General features: G+C 74.7%; 20 protein-coding genes and 1 other RNA gene. 9 read left to right on the plus strand and 12 right to left on the minus strand.

Translation table 11 applies throughout. The features are described 5' to 3' along the window. Nucleotides 1–23: 23 nt before the first annotated feature. Complete coding sequence (locus ACGF1Z_RS08245) at nt 24–794, minus strand: bifunctional DNA primase/polymerase (protein ID WP_393001264.1); 771 nt, start codon at nt 792–794, stop codon at nt 24–26. A gap of 107 nt (nt 795–901) precedes the next feature. Next, nucleotides 902–1,528 carry a TetR/AcrR family transcriptional regulator gene (locus ACGF1Z_RS08250; RefSeq protein ID WP_393001266.1) on the minus strand — a complete coding sequence of 209 codons (627 nt, stop codon included), beginning with the start codon at nt 1,526–1,528 and terminating at the stop codon, nt 902–904. Between the two features lie 150 nt (nt 1,529–1,678). Between ACGF1Z_RS08250 and ddaH the strand changes: the two genes are divergently transcribed. Further along, nucleotides 1,679–2,518 (plus strand): dimethylargininase, encoded by an 840-nt coding sequence (gene ddaH / locus ACGF1Z_RS08255; protein WP_393001268.1) that lies wholly within the window; start codon nt 1,679–1,681, stop codon nt 2,516–2,518. 124 nt (nt 2,519–2,642) lie between these two features. On the opposite strand, the gene ACGF1Z_RS08260 is transcribed toward ddaH, so the two are convergent. The 3 genes from ACGF1Z_RS08260 to ACGF1Z_RS08270 are packed head-to-tail and all read right to left on the minus strand — an operon-like array spanning nt 2,643 to nt 6,619. Beyond that, a complete protein-coding gene (locus tag ACGF1Z_RS08260) occupies nt 2,643–3,632 on the minus strand; it encodes a small ribosomal subunit Rsm22 family protein (protein ID WP_393001270.1) in 990 nt (329 codons plus the stop codon). A gap of 9 nt (nt 3,633–3,641) precedes the next feature. Continuing rightward, complete coding sequence (locus tag ACGF1Z_RS08265; RefSeq protein WP_393001272.1) at nt 3,642–4,931, minus strand: Bcr/CflA family multidrug efflux MFS transporter; 1,290 nt, start codon at nt 4,929–4,931, stop codon at nt 3,642–3,644. A gap of 41 nt (nt 4,932–4,972) precedes the next feature. Further along, nucleotides 4,973–6,619 (minus strand): alkaline phosphatase D family protein, encoded by a 1,647-nt coding sequence (locus ACGF1Z_RS08270; RefSeq protein ID WP_393001274.1) that lies wholly within the window; start codon nt 6,617–6,619, stop codon nt 4,973–4,975. A gap of 102 nt (nt 6,620–6,721) precedes the next feature. On the opposite strand from ACGF1Z_RS08270, the gene ACGF1Z_RS08275 reads away from it, so the two are divergent. Further along, complete coding sequence (locus ACGF1Z_RS08275; RefSeq protein ID WP_393001276.1) at nt 6,722–7,501, plus strand: SDR family oxidoreductase; 780 nt, start codon at nt 6,722–6,724, stop codon at nt 7,499–7,501. Between the two features lie 417 nt (nt 7,502–7,918). Here ACGF1Z_RS08275 and ACGF1Z_RS08280 read toward each other — a convergent pair whose 3' ends face one another. Next, nucleotides 7,919–8,248: a nuclear transport factor 2 family protein gene (locus tag ACGF1Z_RS08280; protein WP_393001278.1), complete on the minus strand. Its 330-nt coding sequence runs from the start codon at nt 8,246–8,248 to the stop codon at nt 7,919–7,921. Nucleotides 8,249–8,304: 56 nt separating this feature from the next. On the opposite strand from ACGF1Z_RS08280, the gene ACGF1Z_RS08285 reads away from it, so the two are divergent. Next, nucleotides 8,305–8,670, plus strand: a complete 366-nt coding sequence (locus ACGF1Z_RS08285) for a MazG-like family protein (RefSeq protein ID WP_393001280.1) — start codon at nt 8,305–8,307, stop codon at nt 8,668–8,670. A 227-nt stretch (nt 8,671–8,897) separates the two neighbouring features. Here ACGF1Z_RS08285 and rnpB read toward each other — a convergent pair. Then, nucleotides 8,898–9,296: RNase P RNA component class A (rnpB, locus tag ACGF1Z_RS08290), an RNA gene on the minus strand. Between the two features lie 123 nt (nt 9,297–9,419). On the opposite strand from rnpB, the gene ACGF1Z_RS08295 reads away from it, so the two are divergent. Together ACGF1Z_RS08295 and ACGF1Z_RS08300 are read left to right on the plus strand one after the other, a co-directional pair. After that, nucleotides 9,420–10,160, plus strand: a complete 741-nt coding sequence (locus ACGF1Z_RS08295) for a MerR family transcriptional regulator (protein ID WP_393002431.1) — start codon at nt 9,420–9,422, stop codon at nt 10,158–10,160. Further along, nucleotides 10,157–10,993, plus strand: coding sequence for a hypothetical protein (locus tag ACGF1Z_RS08300; protein WP_393001282.1), 837 nt, complete (start codon nt 10,157–10,159; stop codon nt 10,991–10,993). Before ACGF1Z_RS08295 ends, ACGF1Z_RS08300 begins: the two co-directional genes overlap by 4 nt. On the opposite strand, the gene ACGF1Z_RS08305 is transcribed toward ACGF1Z_RS08300, so the two are convergent. Further along, nucleotides 10,938–12,380: an RNB domain-containing ribonuclease gene (locus ACGF1Z_RS08305; RefSeq protein WP_393001284.1), complete on the minus strand. Its 1,443-nt coding sequence runs from the start codon at nt 12,378–12,380 to the stop codon at nt 10,938–10,940. The genes ACGF1Z_RS08300 and ACGF1Z_RS08305 overlap by 56 nt on opposite strands. 95 nt (nt 12,381–12,475) lie before the next feature. Here ACGF1Z_RS08305 and yaaA point away from each other — a divergent pair, with 95 nt between their 5' ends. Together yaaA and eda are read left to right on the plus strand one after the other, a co-directional pair. Continuing rightward, nucleotides 12,476–13,243 (plus strand): peroxide stress protein YaaA, encoded by a 768-nt coding sequence (gene yaaA, locus ACGF1Z_RS08310; RefSeq protein WP_393001286.1) that lies wholly within the window; start codon nt 12,476–12,478, stop codon nt 13,241–13,243. 328 nt (nt 13,244–13,571) lie between these two features. Then, a complete protein-coding gene (gene eda, locus ACGF1Z_RS08315) occupies nt 13,572–14,204 on the plus strand; it encodes a bifunctional 4-hydroxy-2-oxoglutarate aldolase/2-dehydro-3-deoxy-phosphogluconate aldolase (protein WP_393001288.1) in 633 nt (210 codons plus the stop codon). Nucleotides 14,205–14,342: 138 nt separating this feature from the next. Here eda and ACGF1Z_RS08320 read toward each other — a convergent pair whose 3' ends face one another. The 4 genes from ACGF1Z_RS08320 to ACGF1Z_RS08335 form a co-directional block, all read right to left on the minus strand. Further along, nucleotides 14,343–15,893 (minus strand): bifunctional RNase H/acid phosphatase, encoded by a 1,551-nt coding sequence (locus tag ACGF1Z_RS08320; protein ID WP_393001290.1) that lies wholly within the window; start codon nt 15,891–15,893, stop codon nt 14,343–14,345. Continuing rightward, a complete protein-coding gene (locus ACGF1Z_RS08325; protein ID WP_393002433.1) occupies nt 15,893–16,636 on the minus strand; it encodes a zinc ribbon domain-containing protein in 744 nt (247 codons plus the stop codon). The genes ACGF1Z_RS08320 and ACGF1Z_RS08325 overlap by 1 nt, the downstream gene beginning before the upstream one ends. Next, nucleotides 16,633–17,466 (minus strand): Nif3-like dinuclear metal center hexameric protein, encoded by an 834-nt coding sequence (locus ACGF1Z_RS08330; RefSeq protein ID WP_393001292.1) that lies wholly within the window; start codon nt 17,464–17,466, stop codon nt 16,633–16,635. Before ACGF1Z_RS08330 ends, ACGF1Z_RS08325 begins: the two co-directional genes overlap by 4 nt. A gap of 524 nt (nt 17,467–17,990) precedes the next feature. Next, the gene (locus ACGF1Z_RS08335) at nt 17,991–19,034 is read right to left on the minus strand and encodes an ABC transporter substrate-binding protein (protein WP_393001295.1); all 1,044 of its coding nucleotides are present in this window, start codon (nt 19,032–19,034) and stop codon (nt 17,991–17,993) included. A 267-nt stretch (nt 19,035–19,301) separates the two neighbouring features. On the opposite strand from ACGF1Z_RS08335, the gene ACGF1Z_RS08340 reads away from it, so the two are divergent. Together ACGF1Z_RS08340 and ACGF1Z_RS08345 are read left to right on the plus strand one after the other, a co-directional pair. Then, nucleotides 19,302–20,447, plus strand: a complete 1,146-nt coding sequence (locus tag ACGF1Z_RS08340) for a hypothetical protein (protein WP_393001297.1) — start codon at nt 19,302–19,304, stop codon at nt 20,445–20,447. 52 nt (nt 20,448–20,499) lie between these two features. Beyond that, the gene (locus ACGF1Z_RS08345) at nt 20,500–20,643 is read left to right on the plus strand and encodes a hypothetical protein (RefSeq protein ID WP_393001299.1); all 144 of its coding nucleotides are present in this window, start codon (nt 20,500–20,502) and stop codon (nt 20,641–20,643) included. The last annotated feature ends 136 nt before the right edge of the window (nt 20,644–20,779 follow it).

The following is a 20,779-nucleotide window of genomic DNA, read 5'->3' on the forward strand; positions in this document are numbered from 1 at the left end:
CTCCGCCCGCGTCGGGGGCGCGCTCAGCGGCTGAGCGGCCAGGCGGCCTCGTGGTCCACGGAGCCGCCGTGCTCGGCGGCGTGGCGGCCGCAGGCGTCGGTGAGGGCCTCGATGAGGCTCAGCGGCTCGGGCAGCGGGTGCTCGGGGCCGCGGAGCCAGCCGAGCTCCGGCTGCGCGCCCTCGTCACCGGGGAGCCGGGAGGGCGGTACGAGCACGTAGCTGCCGCGGCAGTGCCAGCGCAGGCCCGGGTGCTCGTCCATGGTCTCGGGATGGCAGTCCAGCTCGCAGGGCCACCACTCGTCCTCGTCCTCGGGAGTGCCGCGGGTGGCCGTGAAGAACAGCATGCGGCCCCCGTCGGCACGGTCCTCGGCCGCGCCGGAGACGGCGACCGGACCGACCTCGACGCCCTCGGCGAGCAGCCGGTCCAGGGCGGCCCGGCCGGCGGCGAGGGGGACGTCGAGGACGTCGTGGACCATGCCGGTGGCGGTGATGAAGTTCGCCTCGGGCTGGTTGCGGGCCCAGCGCTCGATCTGGGCGCGGTCGGTGGTCGACTGGGTCTGCCAGGCGAAGGAGACCGGGTGCCGGGCGGGGGTGGGACAGCCGATCCGCTCGCAGGAGCAGCGGTAGCCGACGGGGTGCGCGGCGGGAGCGAGGGGCATGCCCGCGGCGGCGACGGCCAGGAGCGTCTTCTCGCGGTCGTTCTCGATGTCGGCCGCGCTGCGCTTGGGGCGCCTGCGAAGCCACTGTGCGAGTCTGCTCTCCGTGCCGCGGTAGCGGCCGATGCCGTCGCCCATCTATCCCCTCACCTCATGCCCGCCCGTTCGGTCCTACGGGCTCTCCATCGTCCCACCATCCTGCTCCCCGGGTGACCGGAGTCGGGAACCGGGGCCCGTTGCCTCGGTCACGGTCGGCCGGAGAGGCCGCGCAGCGCGTAGTCGACGAGGGTGTCGGCGTAGGCGTGGGTGAGCGGCAGGGTGCGGTGCAGCCAGCGGTGGTGGAGGGGGCCGACGAGGAGTTCGAGGGCGGTCCGCGGGTCGACGGCCGGGTCGATGTCACCGGCCCGCTGCGCCGCCTCGATACGGCGTACGTAGGCCTGGAGCTGGGGTTCGAGCAGTTTGGCGGTGAACTCGGCGCCGAGCGCGGGGTCCACGACGCCCTCGGCCGCGAGGGCGCGGGTGGGCCGGTCGAAGGCGGGGTCGTTCAGCTCGTCGACGGTGGCGCGCAGCACGAGCCGGAGGTCGGCGGCGAGGTCGCCGGTGTCGGGGATCTCACGTACGGCGTCGCCGCCCGCGGCCCCGGCGGCCTGCTCGGCGAGGTCGAGGAAGGCCTCCATGAGGACGGCGGCCTTGGAGTTGGCGGGCCACCAGCGGTAGATGGTCTGCTTGCCGACACCGGCCCGGGCGGCGATGCCCTCGACGGTGGTCCTCGCGTAGCCGGCCTCGGCGACGAGGTCGAGCGCGGCGGCGTAGATGGCGCGGCGGGAGCGTTCGCTGCGGCGGGAGGAGTCGGGCGCCTTGGTGTCGGACATGGGCCCACGCTACCAGGCGACGAGACGTTCCGTCTCGCTACCCGTTCTTCATCCGAACCACCCGAACGGTCCACTGCGCGCGGCCCCCGGAAGGCGGACCATGGGCTCACCGATCAGCATCGCCGATCTGCGACCGTAGAGGAGCCCTCTTTGCGCCACACTCCGCGCGAGGCCTCGCCCCGCCGTTATCTGATGTGCGCACCCACGCACTTCGAGGTGACCTACTCCATCAACCCCTGGATGGACCCCACGAAGCCGGTCGACCTGCCGCTCGCCCTCGCGCAGTGGGAGGACCTGCGCGATCGCTACCGCGCACTCGGCCACACCGTCGAACTGCTCGACCCGGCCCCGGGCCTGCCGGACATGGTCTTCGCCGCGAACGGCGCCACCGTGGTGGACGGCCGTGTCCTCGGGGCCAGGTTCGCCCACCCGGAGCGCTCGGCGGAGGCCGTGGCGCACCTGGACTGGTTCCGCAGGAACGGTTTCCCGGACACGGACCTGCGGGAGCCGGAGCACGTGAACGAGGGCGAGGGCGACTTCGCCGTGACCGCCTCCTGGATCCTCGCCGGCCGGGGCTTCCGCTCCAGCCCGCTCTCGCACGACGAGGCCCAGGAGTTCTTCGGGCGGCCGGTGATCGGCCTGGAGCTGGTGGACCCGCGCTACTACCACCTGGACACGGCGCTGTGCGTCCTGGACGACGCGGGCGACGAGATCATGTACTTCCCCGACGCCTTCTCCCCCGGCAGCCGCGCCGTGCTGAAGCGGCTCTTCCCGGACGCGCTGCTCGCCACCGGGACGGACGCCGCCGCGCTCGGCCTCAACGCGGTGAGCGACGGCCGGCACGTCCTCCTCCCCCAGGCGGCGGTGGGCCTCTTCGGCCCGCTGCGGGAGCGCGGCTTCGAACCGATCGGGATGGACCTGGGAGAGCTGCTCAAGGGCGGCGGCAGCGTGAAGTGCTGCACCCAGGAGCTCCGGCCCCGGAGCCTGTGAGGGGCCCGGGACCGGGGAGGTGCCGGGCCGGTGAAGTGCCGGGGCCGGTGAGAGACGGCGCCGGTGAGAGACGGGGCCGGTGTCTCGGGACAGGTACCGGTGGGAGACGGGCGCCGGTGAGCGCCTAGTCCTCGTCCCGGCCGCCCGCCGGCGGCCAGGGGTCACCCCACTCGGCGTCACGGGCCTGCTTGTACAGGGGCCCGTGGCGCTTGGTGACGGTGTCCCGGCCGAGCCCGTCCGGACCGCACAGGTCGAGCAGCACCTGGCCCTTGCGGATCTGGGGCCGACGGGTGATGCGGGCGGCGACCGGGGTCACGGGGAACCGGCTGGCGGCCACGTAGGCGAACTTCTCGTCCTCGTACGGCAGCGAGCCGCCCTTCACCTTGCGGTGCAGCGAGGAACGGCTGACCCGGGCGGCGAAGTGGCACCAGTCGGTGCCCGGCACGATGGGGCAGGCGCCGCTGTGCGGGCAGGGCGCGGCGACGGTGAAGCCGGCCTCCACCAGCCGGGTGCGGGCCTCGATGATCCGCTCGTAGCCGTCGGGGGTGCCCGGCTCGACGATGACGACGGCCTGCGCGGCGCGCGCGGCCTCGGTGACGAGCGCGGTGCGGTCGGCCTCGGTCAGCTCGTTGAGGACGTAGGAGACGGTCACCAGGTCGGTGTCGGCGAGCTTGAGCGCGCCGCCGATCCGCTCCCGGCGCCAATCGGCGTCGAAGACGCCGCGGGCCAGCTCCCGGCCGATCGCCAGGGCCGGCTCGGCCCAGTCCAGGACGGTGGTGCGGGCCGCGCCCTCCCAGGTCTCCGCGACGGCCCAGCTCGCCGCCCCGGTCCCGCCGCCGACGTCCGTGTGCGTGGCGGGCGCCCAGTCGGGCGCGGCGTCCGCGAGGGCGTACAGGGCGCTGCTCACCGCCTCGAAGGTGGCGGGCATCCGGTACGCGGCGTAGGCGGCGACGTCGGACCGGTCGCGCAGCACCGGCGCGTCGGTCGGGGTGGCCCCCCGGTAGTTGGCGATCAGCCGCTCGACGGCCTGCGCGGCCTGCCGCGGCGGCAGCCCGTCGAGGGCGGCGGCGAGGGCGGCGCGCAGGGTGTCAGCGGCGGGGAGGGAGGCGTTCACCGGCCCATTTTAGGCGCCTTCCGGACGCGCTTCGGCGGGCCTGCGCCAGGGCCGGCACAGCAGCAGGAAGCAGGCGAGGGCGGCGGCCGCGCAGCTGACCTGGACGACGGCCATCGGGACGGCCGTGGCCTCGCCCGCGATGCCGACCAGCGGCGAGACGACGGCGCCGACGAGGAACGAGGAGGTGCCCAGCAGGGCGGAGGCGGAGCCGGCGGCGTGCGGGGTGCGCATGAGGGCCTGGGCGTTGGTGTTGGGCATCGCGAGGCCCATCGCCGACATCAGGACGAAGAGTCCGGCGGCGATCGGCGCGAGTCCCGGCTCGCCGAAGACGCCGCTGGTCATGAGGAGCAGCGCGGTGGCGGCCAGCAGGATGATGCCGAGGCCCCAGCCGAGCGCCTTGTCGAGGCTGACGCGGCCGACGAGCAGCTTGCCGTTGATCTGGCCGACGGCCACGAGCCCGATCGAGTTGACGCCGAAGAGCAGGCTGAAGGTCTGCGGGGAGGCGCCGTAGATCTCCTGGACGACGAAGGGCGACGCGGAGATGTACGCGAAGAGGGCGGCGAAGGCGAGGCCGCCGGCCAGCATGTAGCCCGTGAAGACGCGGTCGGCGAGCAGGCCGCGCATGGTGCGCAGGGCCTGGCCGACGCCGCCCGCGTGGCGCCGCTCGGGCGGCAGGGTCTCGTGCAGGAAGCGCTGGACCACGAAGGTGAGGACGAGGCCGACGCCGGTGAGGACGTAGAAGACGCCCCGCCAGTCGGTGATCCGCAGGATCTGGCCGCCGATGAGGGGCGCGACGATCGGCGCGACGCCGGAGATCAGCATCAGGGTGGAGAAGAACCGGGCCATCTCGACGCCGTCGTACAGGTCGCGGACGACGGCGCGGGCGATGACGATGCCGGCGGCGCCCGCGAGGCCCTGGAGCAGCCGGAAGCCGATGAGCAGGGCGGCGGAGGGGGCGAGCGCGCAGACGGCCGTGGCGAGGACGTACACGACCATGCCGACGAGCAGCGGCCGGCGCCGGCCCCACTTGTCGCTCATGGGGCCGACGACGAGCTGGCCGAGGGCCATGCCGGCGAGGCAGGCGGTCAGGGTGAGCTGGACGGTGGCGGCGGGCGAGCGCAGCGCCTCGGTGACCTCCGGCAGGGCCGGGAGGTACATGTCCATGGAGAGCGGCGGGAGGGCGGTGAGCCCGCCGAGGACGAGGGTGACGAGCAGCCCGGCCCTCCGCGCGGAGGCGACCGGTGCGCTGGCTGTGTGATCGACGGTGCTGGTGGCCCGGCCGCTCTCCGGTATCGGCATCAGTTCTCCGTTTCGTTGAAACCTTCCCCAGATTACGCGTGTCAGGCGGGTGCGAGACCGGGACTTCCGGCCTGCGTGACGAAGGACGCGGCCGTGACCACCGGCGCGCCCTGCGTGGTCACCGAGGCGACCGTACGGAAGTCCGCCCGGGCGCTGTCCTCGCCGAGGGCGACCGTCACATAGCCGCGCCGGCCGTTGTAGAAGCGCAGGTGCGGGTTGGCCCGGGTGAGGTCGTCGTAGTTGGACGGGCGCTCGGAGCCGTTCCTGCCGCTGGTGACGGAGGTGGTGACGATCTCGGTGCCGACGGTCCGCGAGGCCGGGTCCCGGAAGTCGGCCTTGATGTCGAGGGCGTAGGCGACGTGCACGTCTCCGGTGAGGACCATCAGGTTCTCGATCCCGGCCGCCCGCGCGCCGGCGAGGATCCGCTGCCGGGAGGCCGGGTAGCCGTCCCAGGAGTCCATCGAGAGCTTGTACGCCGCGGTCGGAACGCTGCGGCGCTCCGAGAGGACGACCTGCTGGGGCACGACGTTCCAGGTGGCGCGCGAGTCGCGCCAGCCGTCGAGCAGCCAGCGCTCCTGGGTGGCGCCGGTCAGGGTGCGCGCCGGGTCCTCCGACTCGGGCCCCGGCGTCTGCCAGCCGTCGCCGTACGCCTGGTCGGAGCGGTACTGGCGGGTGTCGAGGATGTCGAACTGGGCGAGCCGCCCGAAGCGCAGCCGCCGGTAGAGCCGCATGTCGGGGCCGGTGGGCCGCTGGGGGCGGCGCAGCGGCTGGTTCTCCCAGTAGGCGCGGTAGGCGGCGGCCCGGCGGATGAGGAACTCCTCGGGCGGGACGTCGTTCTCGGGGACGTCGCCGGCGTAGTTGTTCTCCGTCTCGTGGTCGTCCCAGGTGACGGCGAAGGGGTGGGCGGCGTGCGCGGCCATCAGGTCCGGGTCGGACTTGTAGAGGGCGTAGCGCAGCCGGTAGTCCTCCAGGGTGAGGGTCTCCCGGTCGAAGACGTCGGGCAGCCGGCGGTCGGTGTAGGCGCGGGCGCCGCCGGTGGCGTTGACGGCGTACTCGTAGAGGTAGTCGCCGAGGTGGAAGACGACGTCGAGGTCCTCCTCGGCGAGGTGGCGGTAGGCCGTGAAGTAGCCGTCGTGGTACGCCTGGCAGGACACGGCGGCGAGCTTGAGGCCCGTGGGGCGGGCACCGGGAGCGGGCGCGGTGCGGGTGCGGCCGACGGGGCTGCTCCAGCCGCCGGCGAGGAAGCGGTAGAAGTAGTCCCGGCCGGGCGCCAGGCCGTCGACCTCGACGTGGACGGCGTGGTCGAACTCGGGGTGCGCGACGGCGGTGCCGCGCCGGAGCCCCCGGGTGAACCGCTCGTCGTGGGCGAGCTCCCAGCGGACGGTCACCCGGGTGCCGCCGGGCAGGCCGCCGCCGCTCTCGTACGGGTGCGGGGCGAGCCGGGTCCACAGCAGCGCGGAGCCGGGCAGCGGGTCGCCGGACGCCACCCCCAGGGTGAACGGGTTCTCGGTGATCCTGCGGGGGTCGAGCTCCGCCGCGGCGGCGGTGCCGGCGGACGGCAGGTTCACGGCGAAGGCGAGCGCGGCGGCGGCGCCCGTGACGGTCAGGAACCGACGGCGCCCCAAGTGCTTCGCCACGGCGCGCAGTTCGTTTGCGTACGGGTCGGTGTGGGCCTGCGTGCGGGTCATGTACCCCTCCCCTGACGGTGGTTGTCCGTCGGACATTCGAGAGGGGCGGGACGACCTCACGTTGTCGGGTACAGAACATCCACGTGTCGGACGGATGAGTTCATGGGGCACGCGTCTGCCGTACGCTGCGCGCCCATGAGCATCGCAGTGGTGACGGGAGCGGGATCGGGCATCGGCCGGAGCGTGGCGCGGGCCCTGGCGGAGGCGGGCTGGCGCGTGGCGCTCGCGGGCCGTCGCGCGCAGGCCCTGGAGGAGACGGCCGCGGCCTTCCCCGACCGGGACGCCGCCCTGTGCGTCCCGACGGACGTGACCTCCGCCGAGCGGGTCGCGGCCCTGTTCACGGCGGTACGGGACCGGTGGGGCCGGGTCGACCTGCTGTTCAACAACGCGGGCACCTTCGCCGGCGGCGGCGTCCCCGTCGAGGACCTCGACCCCGAGACGTGGCGGACGGTCGTGGACGTCAACCTGACGGGCTCGTTCCTGTGCGCGCAGGCCGCCTTCCGCGCGATGAAGGACCAGTCCCCGCAGGGCGGCCGCATCATCAACAACGGCTCCGTCTCGGCGCACGTGCCGCGCCCCCACTCCATCGCGTACACGGCGACGAAGCACGCGATGACGGGCCTGACGAAATCCCTGTCCCTGGACGGACGCCCGTACCGGATCGCCTGCGGTCAGATCGACATCGGCAACGCGGCCACCGACATGACGGCCCGCATGCAGACCGGCATCCTCCAGGCCAACGGCGAACTGGCGGTGGAGCCGGTGATGGACGCGGCGGACGTGGCGGCCACGATCGTCCACATGGCGGGCCTGCCGCTGGAGGCCAACGTGCAGTTCGCGACGGTGATGGCGACGGCCATGCCGTACATCGGGCGGGGCTGAGAGCCCCGCCCGAGGTAGGGGAGGGGACGGGCGGGGGGCCGGGGGCCGGAGCCTGCGGGCGGGTGGCGGGGTGGCCGGGGGGCCGGAGGCCGAGGGCCTGCGGACGGGGGGTGGCCGGGGGCCGAGGGCCTGCGGACGGGGGTGGCCGGGGGGCCGGGGGCCTGCGGACGGGTGGCGAGGTGGTGGCCGGGGGCCTGCGGCCGGGGGCCGGGGGGCCGGGGCCTGCGGACGGGTGACGGGGTGGCCTGGGGCCTGGGGCCCGCGGCCGGATAGCCAGGTGGCCGGCGGCCTGGGACATGCGGGCGGATAGCCAGGTGGCCGGCGGCCTGCGGGCGGGGGGCGGGTTGCCGCAGCCGAGGGCGGACTACGCGGCCGGGATCCGGATCACGGAGTCGGGGCGGATGCCCGGCCGCCGGGTCACGGCGTGGCCTGGCCGGTCTCGAAGCGCGAGATCCGGCCTCCCTCGACCGTGAAACGCCAGGCGGTGCGCATCGCGCCCCAGGTGTCGTTGCGGTACGTGGCCACGAGGGCGCGCCCGTCGTCGGACTCGCTCTCGACCTCCATGCGTCCGCCCGAGGAGAAGATCTCCCGCTCGGTCCATTCGCGGAGGTCACGCTCCGAACCGTCGTCGGACATGGTCGCGTCCGGGGCCAGGGCGTCGAAGAAGGCCTGCTGGTCGTTGGCGTTGAGGGCGGCGACGAAGGCCCGCACGGCGGGGTCGCTGAGCCGGTCCACGGAAATGGTCATGCCCTACCCGTACACCGCCCGCCCCCGCCGCCCCGGGAACCTGGCAGGCTGCACCCGTGACCGACCCCATCTGGCCCACCGTCGACCGCCTCCAGGAATGGCTCACCGACCGTCAGAGCCTCCCGCCCGGCCAGGAGATCCTGCTCCGCGTCCTCAAGCTGTCCGAGGAGGTCGGCGAGACGGCCCAGGCGGTCATCGGCGCGACCGGCCATAACCCCCGCAAGGGGCACAGCCACAGCTGGCAGGACGTCGAGGCCGAGCTGTGCGACGTCATCATCACGGCGATGGTCGCACTGCGGACGCTGACACCGGACGCCGCGGAGGTCTTCACCGGGCACCTGCGACGGGTCGCGGAACGCTCGCTGCGGGAACCGCCGGAGCCACCCGCCGCCGGGACGGGGGCGGGACCGCCCGGGACATGAGACCGGGTCTTCCGGCGGGCAGCACCAGGCGCCGGGACGGGGCGGGGCTGGCGTCGCGTGCGGCCGCTTCAGCTTCCGCGTCGGCACGCGCCGTCATCTCCCACGGCCGCCGCGCGGATCGCTTCAGGGGCAGCGACGGCCGCGCGCCCACCCTGCGGGCTAACGGGCTGCTGGCTGCCCCGGCACGACGAAGCCCCCGCCGTGGCGGGGGCTTCGGTGTCGAGGGGCAGACGAGTCGGGCTGTACGCCGGGTTCTGTACCCCGGGACCTCGCGGTCGTCGGGGTGACGGCCATCCATCTAGGACCGGCGTTGCCGCCGGCCTCGTGCGGTCTACCCGCGGACTCGGGCGGGCAGCCCTCGATCGTCCGCGCAGGGACACCGGGGTGTCCCCTTTTGACCTTGCTCCTGGTGGGGTTTACCGAGCCGCCTGAGTCACCTCAGGCGCTGGTGGTCTCTTACACCACCGTTTCACCCTTACCGGGGACCGAGGTCCCCGGCGGTCTGTTTTCTGTGGCACTGTCCCGCGGGTCACCCCGGGTGGCCGTTAGCCACCACCTTGCCCTGTGGAGCCCGGACGTTCCTCGGGAGGATCCGAGGATCCCCACGCGGCCGCCCGCCCGGCTCGTCTGCCGTGCCGACCATGCTACCCGCCCTTCCGGCCGCCCCCGGTCAGAGGAGGCGGCTCCGGCCGGAGCGCACTTGACCTTGTCGCAGCGTCAAGGTTTCTACTGAGGGCATGACCAAGGGCATGCGGATCGGCGAGATCGCCGCGCTCGTCGGGGTGACCCCGCGGGCCGTGCGGCACTACCACCGGATGGGGCTGTTGCCGGAGCCCGTGCGCCGGGCGAACGGGTACCGGGAGTACGGGGTCCGGGACGCCGTACTGCTCGCGCGGATCCGGCGGCTGACCGAGCTGGGGCTCGGGCTCGACGAGGTCGGGGACGTGCTCGCCGACGACGAGGGGCGGGAGCTCGTGGAGGTGCTGGAGGAACTGGACGCGGACCTGGGGCGGCAGGAACGGGTGATCCAAGAGCGGCGGGAGCGCCTCGCCGAGCTGCTCGGAGAGGCGCGCGCCGGGCGGCTGACGGCCGAGGGGCCGGTGTCGCCCGAGCTGGCCGGGCTCTTCGCCGAGCTGGGCGGCCACGCGGCGGTGGCGGACTCGCCGATGGCCGCGAAGGACCGGGCGGTGCTGACGCTGCTCGACACCGTCGTGCCGGCCGGCGAGCGGGAGAAGCTGATCGGGCTGATGCGCGGGGCGGCCGGTCAGGCGTCCGCGATCTACGCCCGCCTCGACGCCCTGGCCGGGCTCGCGCCCGACGATCCGCTGGTCGCCGAGGCGGCCGCGGCGCTCGCCGCCGTGCTGCCCGACGAGGCCGGGACCGAGGTGCCGGAGGGCGGTCTCGCCGACGTGTTCTTCGGCGACCTGGCGCCCGCGCAGGCGGCCGCGGTACGGCGGGCCCTGCGTCTCGTGGCGGAGCGTGCGCGGTGAGGCGGGCGTCGGCCTGGTTCGCGTACGCGCTGCTGCCCGTCGAGTTCGTGCTCGTGGTGTGCCTGGTGGCGGGAGTGCGGATCCCGCCGGCCCTGCTCGCCGGCGCCGAGACGGCCGTGGGCCTGCTGCTGCTCGCCAACGGCGTCGCCTTCCTGCGGCTGCGGCGGCGGGGGCGGACGAACCGGGAGGCCGTGCGCACGCTCGTGCCGGAACCCGTGCTGCGGCTCGTACGCCATGAGCTGCGGCTGATGGCCGGGCTCGGGCGGTGGGTGGCCCGGCGGCCGCACGGGGTGGACGGGCCGGGGGCGGAGGCGTTCCCCCACGCCCGGGACCAGGCCGCCCTCATGTACGGCTTCGCCTTCGTCTGCTGCGTCGAGACCGTCGGCATGTCGTACCTGCTCGCCGACTGGCCGGTCGTCCACGCCGTCGTGCTCGTCCTCGACGTGTACACCGTCCTCTTCGTGCTGGGCCTGCACGCGGCCTCCGCCACCCGCCCGCACGTGCTGACCGCGGACGCGCTGCGGGTGCGGCAGGCGGCGCACGTGGACGTGCGGATCCCGCTGGACCGGATCGCCGCCGTCCGGCACGAGTCGTTGTTCACGCACGAGAGGAAGGACGACGAGCTGAACCTGGCCGTCGGCTCGCAGACCTCCCTCACCCTGGAGCTCACCCGGCCGCTCGACGCTCCCCGGCTGCTCGGCGCGCCCCGCCCCGTCCGGACGGTACGGCTGCACGCCGACGACCCCGGGGCGCTGCGCCGGGCCCTCGCCCAGGCCCTCACACGGGCGCGAACTGCACCTTCGCCCGCCCTGGATCCGCCTGCGTCAGTCTGACCCGCAGCCGGTCCCCGAGCGGCAGTGCCGCCCCGTCGGCGAGCACCCGGCCGATCACCGCGGGGTCCTCCAGGTGGACGGTGCCGACGTCCGGTTCGTGTTCCTTGACGTCGATGACGACCGCGTCGAAGGTCTCGCCGACACGGCTGCTGAGCAGGGCCTCCTCGACGATGTCGACGGACTCCCGTTCGGCCGTGTTGGCGAGCTTCGTCCCCTTCGCCATGTCCCGGGGCAGTCCGTCGAGGGCGCCGAGGACCCACTCCGGGGGCGCCGTGCCGGCGACGGCCGCGAGGCACAGCTCGCCCGCGTACCGGTCGACGAGCCGGCGCAGCGGTGCCGTGCAGTGGGTGTACTCGTCGGCGACGGCGGCGTGCACGGCGAGCGGGGGGACGTGCCCGCCGGTGAAGGGGGTGTAGTCGGAGCCCCTCAGGAGGGACGTCGCGTCCTGGAGGAAGGCGGCGTGCCGGCCGTTGTGCGGATCGAGCCCGCGGATGAGCGCCGCGTAGGAGACGTGGTGCGGCCAGTCGATGCCGAGGGCCTTCGCGGAGAGCCGCAGCCGGGCGACGGCCCCGTCCGGGGCGGGCGGCAGGGTGCGCAGGATGCCGGTGCCCGCGGCGATCATCAGGTCGGCCGCGGCCATGCCGGTGAGCAGGGAGATCTGGGCGTTCCAGCCGTCCACGGGGTGCGGGGCCCGGTAGGCGAGGGTGTAGGTGCCGTCGGTCTCGACGACCTCCTGCTCGGGGACGTTGAGGGACACCCCGCCGCGTTCGATCTCCAGCGCCTCGCGGAGCCGTCCGACGTACGGGAGCAGGGCCAGCGGCTCCTCGGCGGTGCCGCCGTCGATCTGGGCCTGTGCCCCCGCGTAGTCGAGCTTGGCCTGGCTGCGGACGAGGGCACGGCGGACGTCGGCGGTGACGAGGCGGCCCTCGGCGTCGAGGTCGAGTCGCCAGAGCAGGGCGGGGGCGGTGTTGCCGGGCAGCAGGCTCGCGGCGCCCTCGGAGAGGACGGCGGGGTGCAACGGCACCTTGCCGTCCGGGAGGTAGAGGGTCGTCGCCCGCCGGTGCGCCTCGGCGTCGATGGCCCCGCCGGGAACGACGAAGGCGGCGACGTCGGCGATGGCGTAGTGGACGCGATAGCCGCCGTCGGCCCGGCGGGCCAGGTGCATGGCCTGGTCGAGGTCACGGGAGGCCGGCGGGTCGATGGTGAAGAGGGGGATGTCGGTCGCGTCGTACTCGGGGAGGTTCGGCTCCCGGGCGGCCCGTTCGGCCTCGACGATGACGGCGGGCGGGAAGGCCTCGGGGATCCCCAGCTCGGTGCGGAGTGCGCGCAGGGCGGCCCGCAGCGGGGTGTCCGCTGCGGCGGTCACGTGGAGGTGGCGGCGGGGCATGGACCGAGCGTATGGCGGGGTCCGGTGCCCGGCACCTCGTACGCTGGCTCTCTGGGGCCGCACCCCCACCCCCGTACGTACGAAGGAGAACCGCCGTGCTCGTCCTGTTGCCGCCCTCCGAAGGAAAGGCGTCCTCGGGGCGCGGGGCGCCGCTCAAGCCGGAGTCGCTGTCGCTGCCCGGGCTCGCGGAGGCGCGGGCGGCGGTCCTCGACGAGCTGGTCGAGCTGTGCGCCGCCGACGAGGAGAAGGCGCGCGAGGTGCTGGGCCTGAGCGAGGGCCTGCGCGGCGAGATCGCCAAGAACGTGGAGCTGCGGACCGCGGGGGCGCGGCCCGCCGGGGAGATCTACACGGGCGTCCTGTACGACGCGCTCGGGCTGGACACCCTGGACGCTCCCGCCAGGAAGCGGGCCGCCCGGTCGCTGCTCGTCTTCTCGGGCCTGTGGGGCGCTGTCCGGGTGACGGACAGGATCCCCTCCTACCGCTGCTCGATGGGGGTGAAGCTGCCCGGCATCGGGGCGCTCGGCGCGCACTGGCGCGGCGCGATGGCCTCGGTGCTGCCGGAGGCGGCGGGCAGCGGGCTGGTCCTGGACCTGCGCTCGTCTGCGTACGCGGCGGCGTGGAAGCCGAAGGGCGAGCTCGCGGAGCGCACGGCGGCGGTACGGGTGCTGCACGCGCCGACCCGCAAGGTCGTGAGCCACTTCAACAAGGCGACGAAGGGCCGCATCGTCCGCAGCCTCCTGGAGTCGGGCGCGCAGCCGGCCGGCCGGGCGGAGCTGGCGGAGGCGCTGCGGGACCTGGGGTACGTGGTGGAGGACGGCGAGAAGGCCGGAATGCTGGACGTGCTGGTGGACGAGATCCACTGACGCCGGGGCGTCCTTCACACGGGACTGCGCCCCTGGGGCTCCGGCCATGGGAGGGGTGCGCCCGGGCTGCGGCCCCTGGCTCCGGCCCCGGGTTCCGGCCCCGGGTTCCGGCCTTGGGAAGGGTGCGCTCCGGCTCCGGCTCCGGCTCCGGCTCCGGCTCCGGCTCCGGCTCCGGCTCCGGGAAGGGTGTGCCGCGGCTCCGGCCCCGGGCGGGTGAGCCCGGCCGAGGGCCGCCCGCACAGGGTGAGGCCCCACCGCGACTCCGAGACCCATTGCAGCATACGCAACGCTCATTGCAGGCTCCGCTTGCCGTCGGCAGGATGGGCACATGACGAGCGTGCTTGACCTTGCCCCGGCCGCCCCCGTCGTCCCGGTCGTCGTGATCGAGGACGCCGCCGACGCCGTGCCGCTGGCCCGCGCCCTGGTGGCGGGCGGGCTGCCGGTGATCGAGGTGACCCTGCGCACCCCGGCCGCCCCGGCGGCGATCCGGGCGATCGCGGACGAGGTCCCGGAGGCCGTCGTCGGCGCGGGTACGGTCGTGTCGCCGGACGGCGTCGGGCACGCGGTCGGCGCCGGGGCCCGCTTCCTCGTGAGCCCCGGCTGGACCGACGGACTGCTCGGCGCCATGCGCGACTCGGGCGTGCCCTTCCTGCCGGGCGTGTCGACGACCACGGAGGTCGTGGCGCTGCTCGAACGCGGGGTGACGGACATGAAGTTCTTCCCGGCGGAGGCCGCGGGCGGCCTCCCGTACCTGAAGTCCCTCTCCGGCCCCCTCCCCCAGGCCCGCTTCTGCCCCACCGGCGGCATCACCCTCGCCTCGGCCCCGGCCTACCTCTCCCTCCCGAACGTCGCCTGCGTCGGCGGCACCTGGATGCTCCCGCCGGACGCCCTCACGTCCCGCGACTGGGGCCGGGTGGAGGCCCTGGCGCGGGAGGCGGCGGCGCTCGCCGCGGCCAGCTGAGCGGGGCGCGGGACGCCGGCTCGCGGTCGTAGGAGCCGGGCGCGGCGGCAGCGCCCTACGGATCAGCCGTCGGACCCGACGCCGGAGTGACCGCCGAGCGGACGGCAACCGAGGCGCCGACAGAACGCGTTGCCTCGGTCAGCGCAGGTGGGACGTGTCGTTGAGGAGGCGGACGGACGCGTTGCCGTCCGCGTAGTACGCCACCGCCGAGATCGACGCCGCCGAGAGCTCCATGCGGAAGAGGGACTCCGGCGGTGCGCCGAGGGCGAGGCGGACCAGGGTCTTGATGGGGGTCACGTGGGTGACGAGGAGGACGGTGCGGCCCGCGTGGGCGGTGGCGAGGCGGTCGCGGGTGGCCGCGACGCGGCGGGCGACCGTCGCGAAGGACTCGCCGCCGCCGGTCGGCTCGGCCTTGGGAGAGGCCAGCCAGGCGTCGAGGTCGGCCTGGTACCGCTCGCGGACCTCCCCGAAGGTGAGGCCTTCCCAGGCGCCGAAGTCGGTCTCACGGAGCCCGTTCTCGATCCGCACGTCCAGGCCGAGGCGGGCGGCCACTGCCTCGGCGGTCTGGCGGCAGCGGGTGAGCGGCGAGCTGACGATCTCCTGGATGGTCCCGCGCGCGGCGAGCGCCGCGGCCACGGCCTCGGCCTGCCGCCGGCCGGCGGCCGACAGCTCGGGGTCGGCGCCGCCGCTTCCCGAGAAGCGCTTCTCGGGCGTCAGGGCCGTCTCGCCGTGCCGCAGCAGCACGAACGTGGCCGGCGCGCCCATGTCGGGCCCGGCCCAGCCCTGGGCGGGGGCACCGGACGGGGCCGTGGCGCCCTCGGCGGTGGCCGTGGGGTCCGTACCGGTCCGGGGCGCGGTGCTCGTGCCGGCCGCGGCGCGGGCCGCGTGGCCCGTGAGGGCGTTCCGGCCCGCCTCCGCCTCGAAGTCGCCGGTGGCGGGCGTGGTCGCGACCTCGCGGTCGGCCGTCGCCGCGGCCGCGAGCGACGCGCGCGCCCGGGCGCCGAGCGCCTCGTCGGGCGGGAACAGTGCGTCGGCGGCGGCACCGGTCGGGGCGCCCGGAGCCGGGGAACCGGTGGTCGAGAGGCCCCCGGTCGAGGGGCCGTGGGCCGGGAGGGCCCGGGAGGAGGTGTCGGCATCCGCGCCGGCGCCCGCCAGGGCCGCGCGGGCCTTGGCGGCGCCCGCCGTCGCGTCGCCGGCCGCGCTGCGGGCGGCCGCCAGGGCCGCGGTGTGGTCGACGGCCGCCGTGGAGGCGGACGGGGACCACTGCTCGCCCCGCTGTCCCGCGTCCATCGCCTCGTTGGCCAGCCGGTCCGCGTGCTTGTTGCGCTCGCGCGGCATCCACTCGTAGCGGACCCGGCCCGCCGGGAAGATCCGGGCGGCCTCCGCGGCCAGCGGCTTCATGTCGGGGTGCTTGATCTTCCAGCGGCCGGACATCTGCTCGACGACCAGCTTGGAGTCCATGCGGACGTGGACCGTGGCGTCCGGGAAGAGCTCGTGGGCGGCCCGCAGGCCGGCCACCAGGCCCTTGTACTCGGCCACGTTGTTGGTGGCCACGCCGATGAACTCGGCCCGCTCCGCCAGGGTCTCCCCCGTCGCGGGGTCCAGGACCACGGCGCCGTAGCCGGCGGGTCCCGGGTTGCCCCGGGAGCCGCCGTCGGCCTCGACGATCAGCTCCCTCGACGTCGTCATTACAGGCCGGACTCCGAGGTGCGGACGAGGATCCGGCGGCAGTTCTCGCAGCGCAGGACCGTGTCGGACGCCGCCGCGCGGACCTCGTTGACCTCGGTGATGTTCAGCTCGATGTGGCAGCCCTCGCACTTGCGCTGGTAGAGCCGAGCCGCGCCGACCCCGCCCTGCTGCTCGCGGAGCTTCTCGTACAGCTTCATCAGGTCGGCCGGGACGGAGCCCGCCACCAGCTCGCGCTCCTTGGCGACGGAGGTGCTCTCGGCGTCCAGCTCGGTCTGGGCCGAGTCCCGGCGGCCGGTCGCGTCGTCGACCTTGGCCTGGACGGCGGAGACCCGCTCGGTCAGCTCGGCGACCCGCTCCTGCGCGGACTCGCGGCGCTCCATGACCTCGAGGACGATCTCCTCGAGGTCGCCCTGGCGCTTGGCGAGCGAGGTGATCTCGCGCTGCAGGTTCTCCAGGTCCTTCGGGGAGGAGACGGCTCCGGAGTCGAGGCGCTGCTGGTCGCGCGCGGCGCGCTGGCGCACCTGGTCGACGTCCTGCTCGGCCTTGGTCTGCTCGCGGGCGCAGTCGCTCTCCTCGGTCTGCGCGGCGACGAGCAGGTCGCGCAGCTGGGTGAGGTCCCTGTTCAGCGATTCGATCTCGGCGTGCTCGGGCAGCGACCGGCGCTTGTGCGCGAGCTGCTGGAGGCGTACGTCCAGGGCCTGGACGTCGAGGAGTCGGATCTGGTCGGCGGGCGCGGCGTTCAGTTGGGGGCTCCAGGGGAGGTGTGGTGGGAGGACCAGGGGTCGGTGACCGTCTTCGAGACGTGGACGCGGAGGTCCCAGCCGTGACGGTCGGAGATCGAGTCGAGCTGCGCGGCGGCCTGCTCGCACCAGGGCCACTCGGTGGCCCAGTGGGCGGCGTCGACGAGCCCGAGCGGGCCGGAGGAGGAGTGCGCGGCCTGGGTGGCCTCGGAGACCGGGTGGTGGCGCAGGTCTGCGGTGAGGAAGGCGTCCACGCCGGCCGCTCGCACGGCGTCGAAGAGGCTGTCGCCGGAGCCGCCGCTGACGGCGACGCGGCGCAGCACCATGTCGGGGTCGCCGGCCACCCGGATGCCCTGCGCGGTGGCGGGCAGCCGCTTGGCGGCGCGGGCGGCGAATGCGGCGAGGGTCTCCGGGTGGTCGAGCTCGCAGATCCGGCCGAGGTTGTTCTCGGGGACGAGCGGTCCGGTGACCCTGAGGTCGAGGGCGCCGGCGAGGGCGTCGGAGACGCCCGGGTCGGCGGTGTCGGCGTTGGTGTGCGCCACGTGGAGGGCGATGTCGTGCTTGATCAGCGTGTGCACGACGCGGCCCTTGAAATGGGAGGCGGCGACGGTCGTCGTCCCGCGCAGGTAGAGCGGGTGGTGGGTGACGACGAGGTCGGCGCCGAGGGAGATCGCCTCGTCGGCGATCTCCTGGACGGGGTCGACGGCGAAGAGGACGCGGCGGATCTCCGCGTCGGGGTCGCCGCAGACGGTGCCGACGGCGTCCCACTGCTCGGCCCGCTCGGGCGGCCAGAGGGCGTCGAGCTCGGCGATGACTTCAGACAGACGGGGCACGGGGGAAAGGCTACCTGCCCTCCGTGCCCCGCCGTCCTGGCCTGTGGACAACGCACCGCGGGCGCCCGTCCGCCGAGGCCGGGCCCGGGAGCCGGCCGGTGGGCGGTCGGACCGGCCGGTGGGCGATCGGACCCGCCCGTGAGCGATCGGACCCGCCCGTGGGCGATCGGACCGGCCCGTGGGCGGCCGGACCCGCCCGTGAGCAGCCGGACCCGCCCATGGGCGGCCGGACCCGCCCGTGAGCAGCCGGACCCGCCCGTGAGCGACGGCCGCGGCTCCGCACACACTCGGCACCCCCGCCCCACGCGCACCCGGCCCGCATGCCCCCCGCGACCCCAGCCCACCCCCGCGGACCCGCGCCCCGGACAACCCGCAGCCCGCCTTGCGGCCCCGGCCCCCGGACACGGAACCAACCCCCGACCCCCCCGACGCGGCGGACGCGCCCAGCGGGCGCGGCCCGCCGGATCGGGTCCCGCCGGATCGGGTCCCGCCGGATCAGGTCCTGCCGGATCAGGTCCTGCCTCTTACTTCTTCACGAGGTCGGCGCGCAGGTCGTCCAGCACGCTGTTCGCCGCCGTGACGCCGAGACCGAGGTACCAGGTCTCGTCCGGAACGTCCTTCGCCCGACCCGCCTTGACGGCCTTGAGGTTCTTCCAGAGCGGGTTGGCCTGGGCCGTGTCGCGCTTGGTGGCCTTGGGGTCGCCGTAGACGCCGGTGAAGATCCAGTCGCCGTCGGCCTGGTCGATCTTCTCCGGGCTGACCTCGACGGCGAGGTCGTTCACCTGCTGGTTCGCGGGCCGGGGCAGGCCCGCGTCCTGGAGGATGGTGCCGATGAAGGAGGCCTTCGCGTAGAGGCGGATCTTGCCCGGGAGGTAGCGGACCATCGAGACGGTCGGCTTGTCCGGGCCGATGTCCGCGCCCAGCCGCCGGGCCTTCGTCTCGTACGCGGCGAGCTTCGTCTTCGCCTCGGCGGTCCGGTCCAGGGCGGCCGCGTTGAGGAGGTAGTTCTCCTTCCAGGTGAAGCCCGGGCGGATGGAGAACACGGTGGGGGCGATCTTCGACAGCTCGTCGTACTTGTCGGCGGCGCGCAGCTGGCTGCCGAGGATGAGGTCGGGCTGGAGGTTGGCGATCGCCTCCAGGTTGAGGTTGTTGATGGTGCCGACGGACTTCGGGCTGCCGGCGTCCTTCTTCAGGTAGGCGGGGATGCCGTCGTCGCCCTCGGAGGGGGCGAAGCCGACGGGCTTGATGCCGAGGGAGACGACGTTGTCGAGCTCGCCGACGTCGAGGACGACCACGCGCTTGGGGGCGGCCGGGATCTCGGTCTTCCCGAGGGCGTGGGTGAGGGTGCGGGGGAACCGGCCGGGCTCGGCGTCGGTGCCCAGGGCGGCCGTCCTGGCGGCGGCGTCGCCGAAGTCCTTGCCGCCGACGGCGACGTCCTTCTTCTTGCCGCCCTCGTCCTTCCCGGCGGCGTCGCCCGCGGAACCGTCACCGCCTCCGCAGGCCGCGAGGGTGAGCGCGGCGGCGAGGCCGAGGACGGTTGCGGCGGTGCCGCGGCGGCGGAGGGACATGGCGGGTCTCCTGTACGCGTTCGGGTGGGCGTTCGGGCGGACGTGCGTGCGGCCGGTCCGGGGAAACGGCAGCTCACGACCCGTACGCGGAGCCACAGCCTCCACTTAGGGTCGCCTTACCTTACCTACCACCCGCCACGCCAGCACAACCCGCCCCGTCCGCTCAGGAGAAACGCCGGGCGGCCACCCTTTGGGGTGAAGTGAAAGGGCTTGTGCTGTTCGGCTGGAAGTGCGAAAACTAGCTTCGTTGCCGGAGGTGACGAGTCGATGACAGCCTGTGCCATCGAGACGGCCGCCGGGGACGGCGACGTCCTCTGGCCCACACCGGCCGGCCCGGGAGGATTCACGATCACCGCGAACGGCGCCTACGCGGCGCGGCTCGCCGGTTCGGGGGACGCCCTGTACGTGGAGCGGTGGACGCTGGACGGCCCCGAGCCGTACGCGGTGCCGCTCCCCCTCGCCCAGCCCGAGGAGCCGGGCGCCCTGCTGTGCCCGCTGGCGGACGGCCGGGTGCTGATCGGCCGCGCGGTGGACGGACACCGGTACACGTTCTCGCTGCTCTACCCGACCGGTCCGGAGACCGGCGAGCTCGCGCTGGGCGCCGTCGAGGCCCCCGGTCCGGGGCGGCTGGTGCTGCTCCCGCCCTCGCCGGACGGCATCTGCGCGTACGCCCTGTGCGTCGGCACGGACACGACCACGCTGTGGCTGGTCGCGGGCGGGGCCTTCGGCCCGGAGCAGGTGGCCCGGATCCCGGGCCGCTGCACCGGCGGCGTCTGGCTGGACAGGACGGGCCGGATACTGGCCCTCGACCGGCAGCCGGCCGACGGCGGCCCGGTGAAGGCGGTCACCATCGACCTGGAGCGCGGCGGGGAGGTCACGCCCCTGCTCCAGATCACGGAGGAGAGCAACGACCGGCTGCTGCTCGCGGACCCGGACAGCGGGCTGCTCCTCATCCGCTCGGACGCGCCGTCGCCGGGACACGACCGGCTCGGCTGGGGCGTCCTCGGGAGCCTGCTGCCGGTGCGCTTCCCGGACTGCCTGCGCCTCGACGACGCGGCGGTCACGCCGTTCGCGGTGCAGCCGGGTCAGGTGCTGACGCCGGAGAGCTGCGCCGTCGCCCTGCGGATCGACGCGGCGTCCGGCAGCTGGGTCGGCACGTGGCGGCCGTCCGGGCGCCGGATGCGCCAATCGGCCGTACCCACGGGCTGGCTGGCCGGTGCGGGCCTGTGGACGGCCTCCGGTGTCCTACGGCTGCCGTACGCGACGGCCGGTGTGCCGTGCGGGCTCGCCGCCCTGGCGGAGCCGGACGAGGAGCCTCCGCCGGAGACGGAACCGGCCCCTCCGGAACCCCGGGTGTGCCGCCCGGTGCCGTTGCAACAGGCTCCGCTGACGGACCGTAAACCCGCTGGTTAAACTCTCGTAGCCGCACAAGCAAGAGAGTGACGACTACGGGGTGAGTTCCACCATGACCACGACGGCCATGTCGGACAGCAGGACGCACGTCGAGGAGCCGCGCGGCTCCGGCAAGCACCGCGGGCAGGCCGCGCCGGCGGAGGACTCCTCGTCCTCCCCGCACGGCCGCCACCGGCGCGAGCCCGAGGCGCAGTGAGGTTCCCGCGAGCAGGCGAACGGCCCCCGGACGAGAAGTCCGGGGGCCGTTCGCCTTTCCCACCGCACCCCGTTCGCCTTCCCCACCACACCCCGTTCGCCTTCCCCACCACACCCCGTTCGCCTTCCCCACCGCA

This window comes from Streptomyces sp. NPDC048018, assembly GCF_043202995.1.
Taxonomy (GTDB): Bacteria; Actinomycetota; Actinomycetes; order Streptomycetales; family Streptomycetaceae; genus Streptomyces.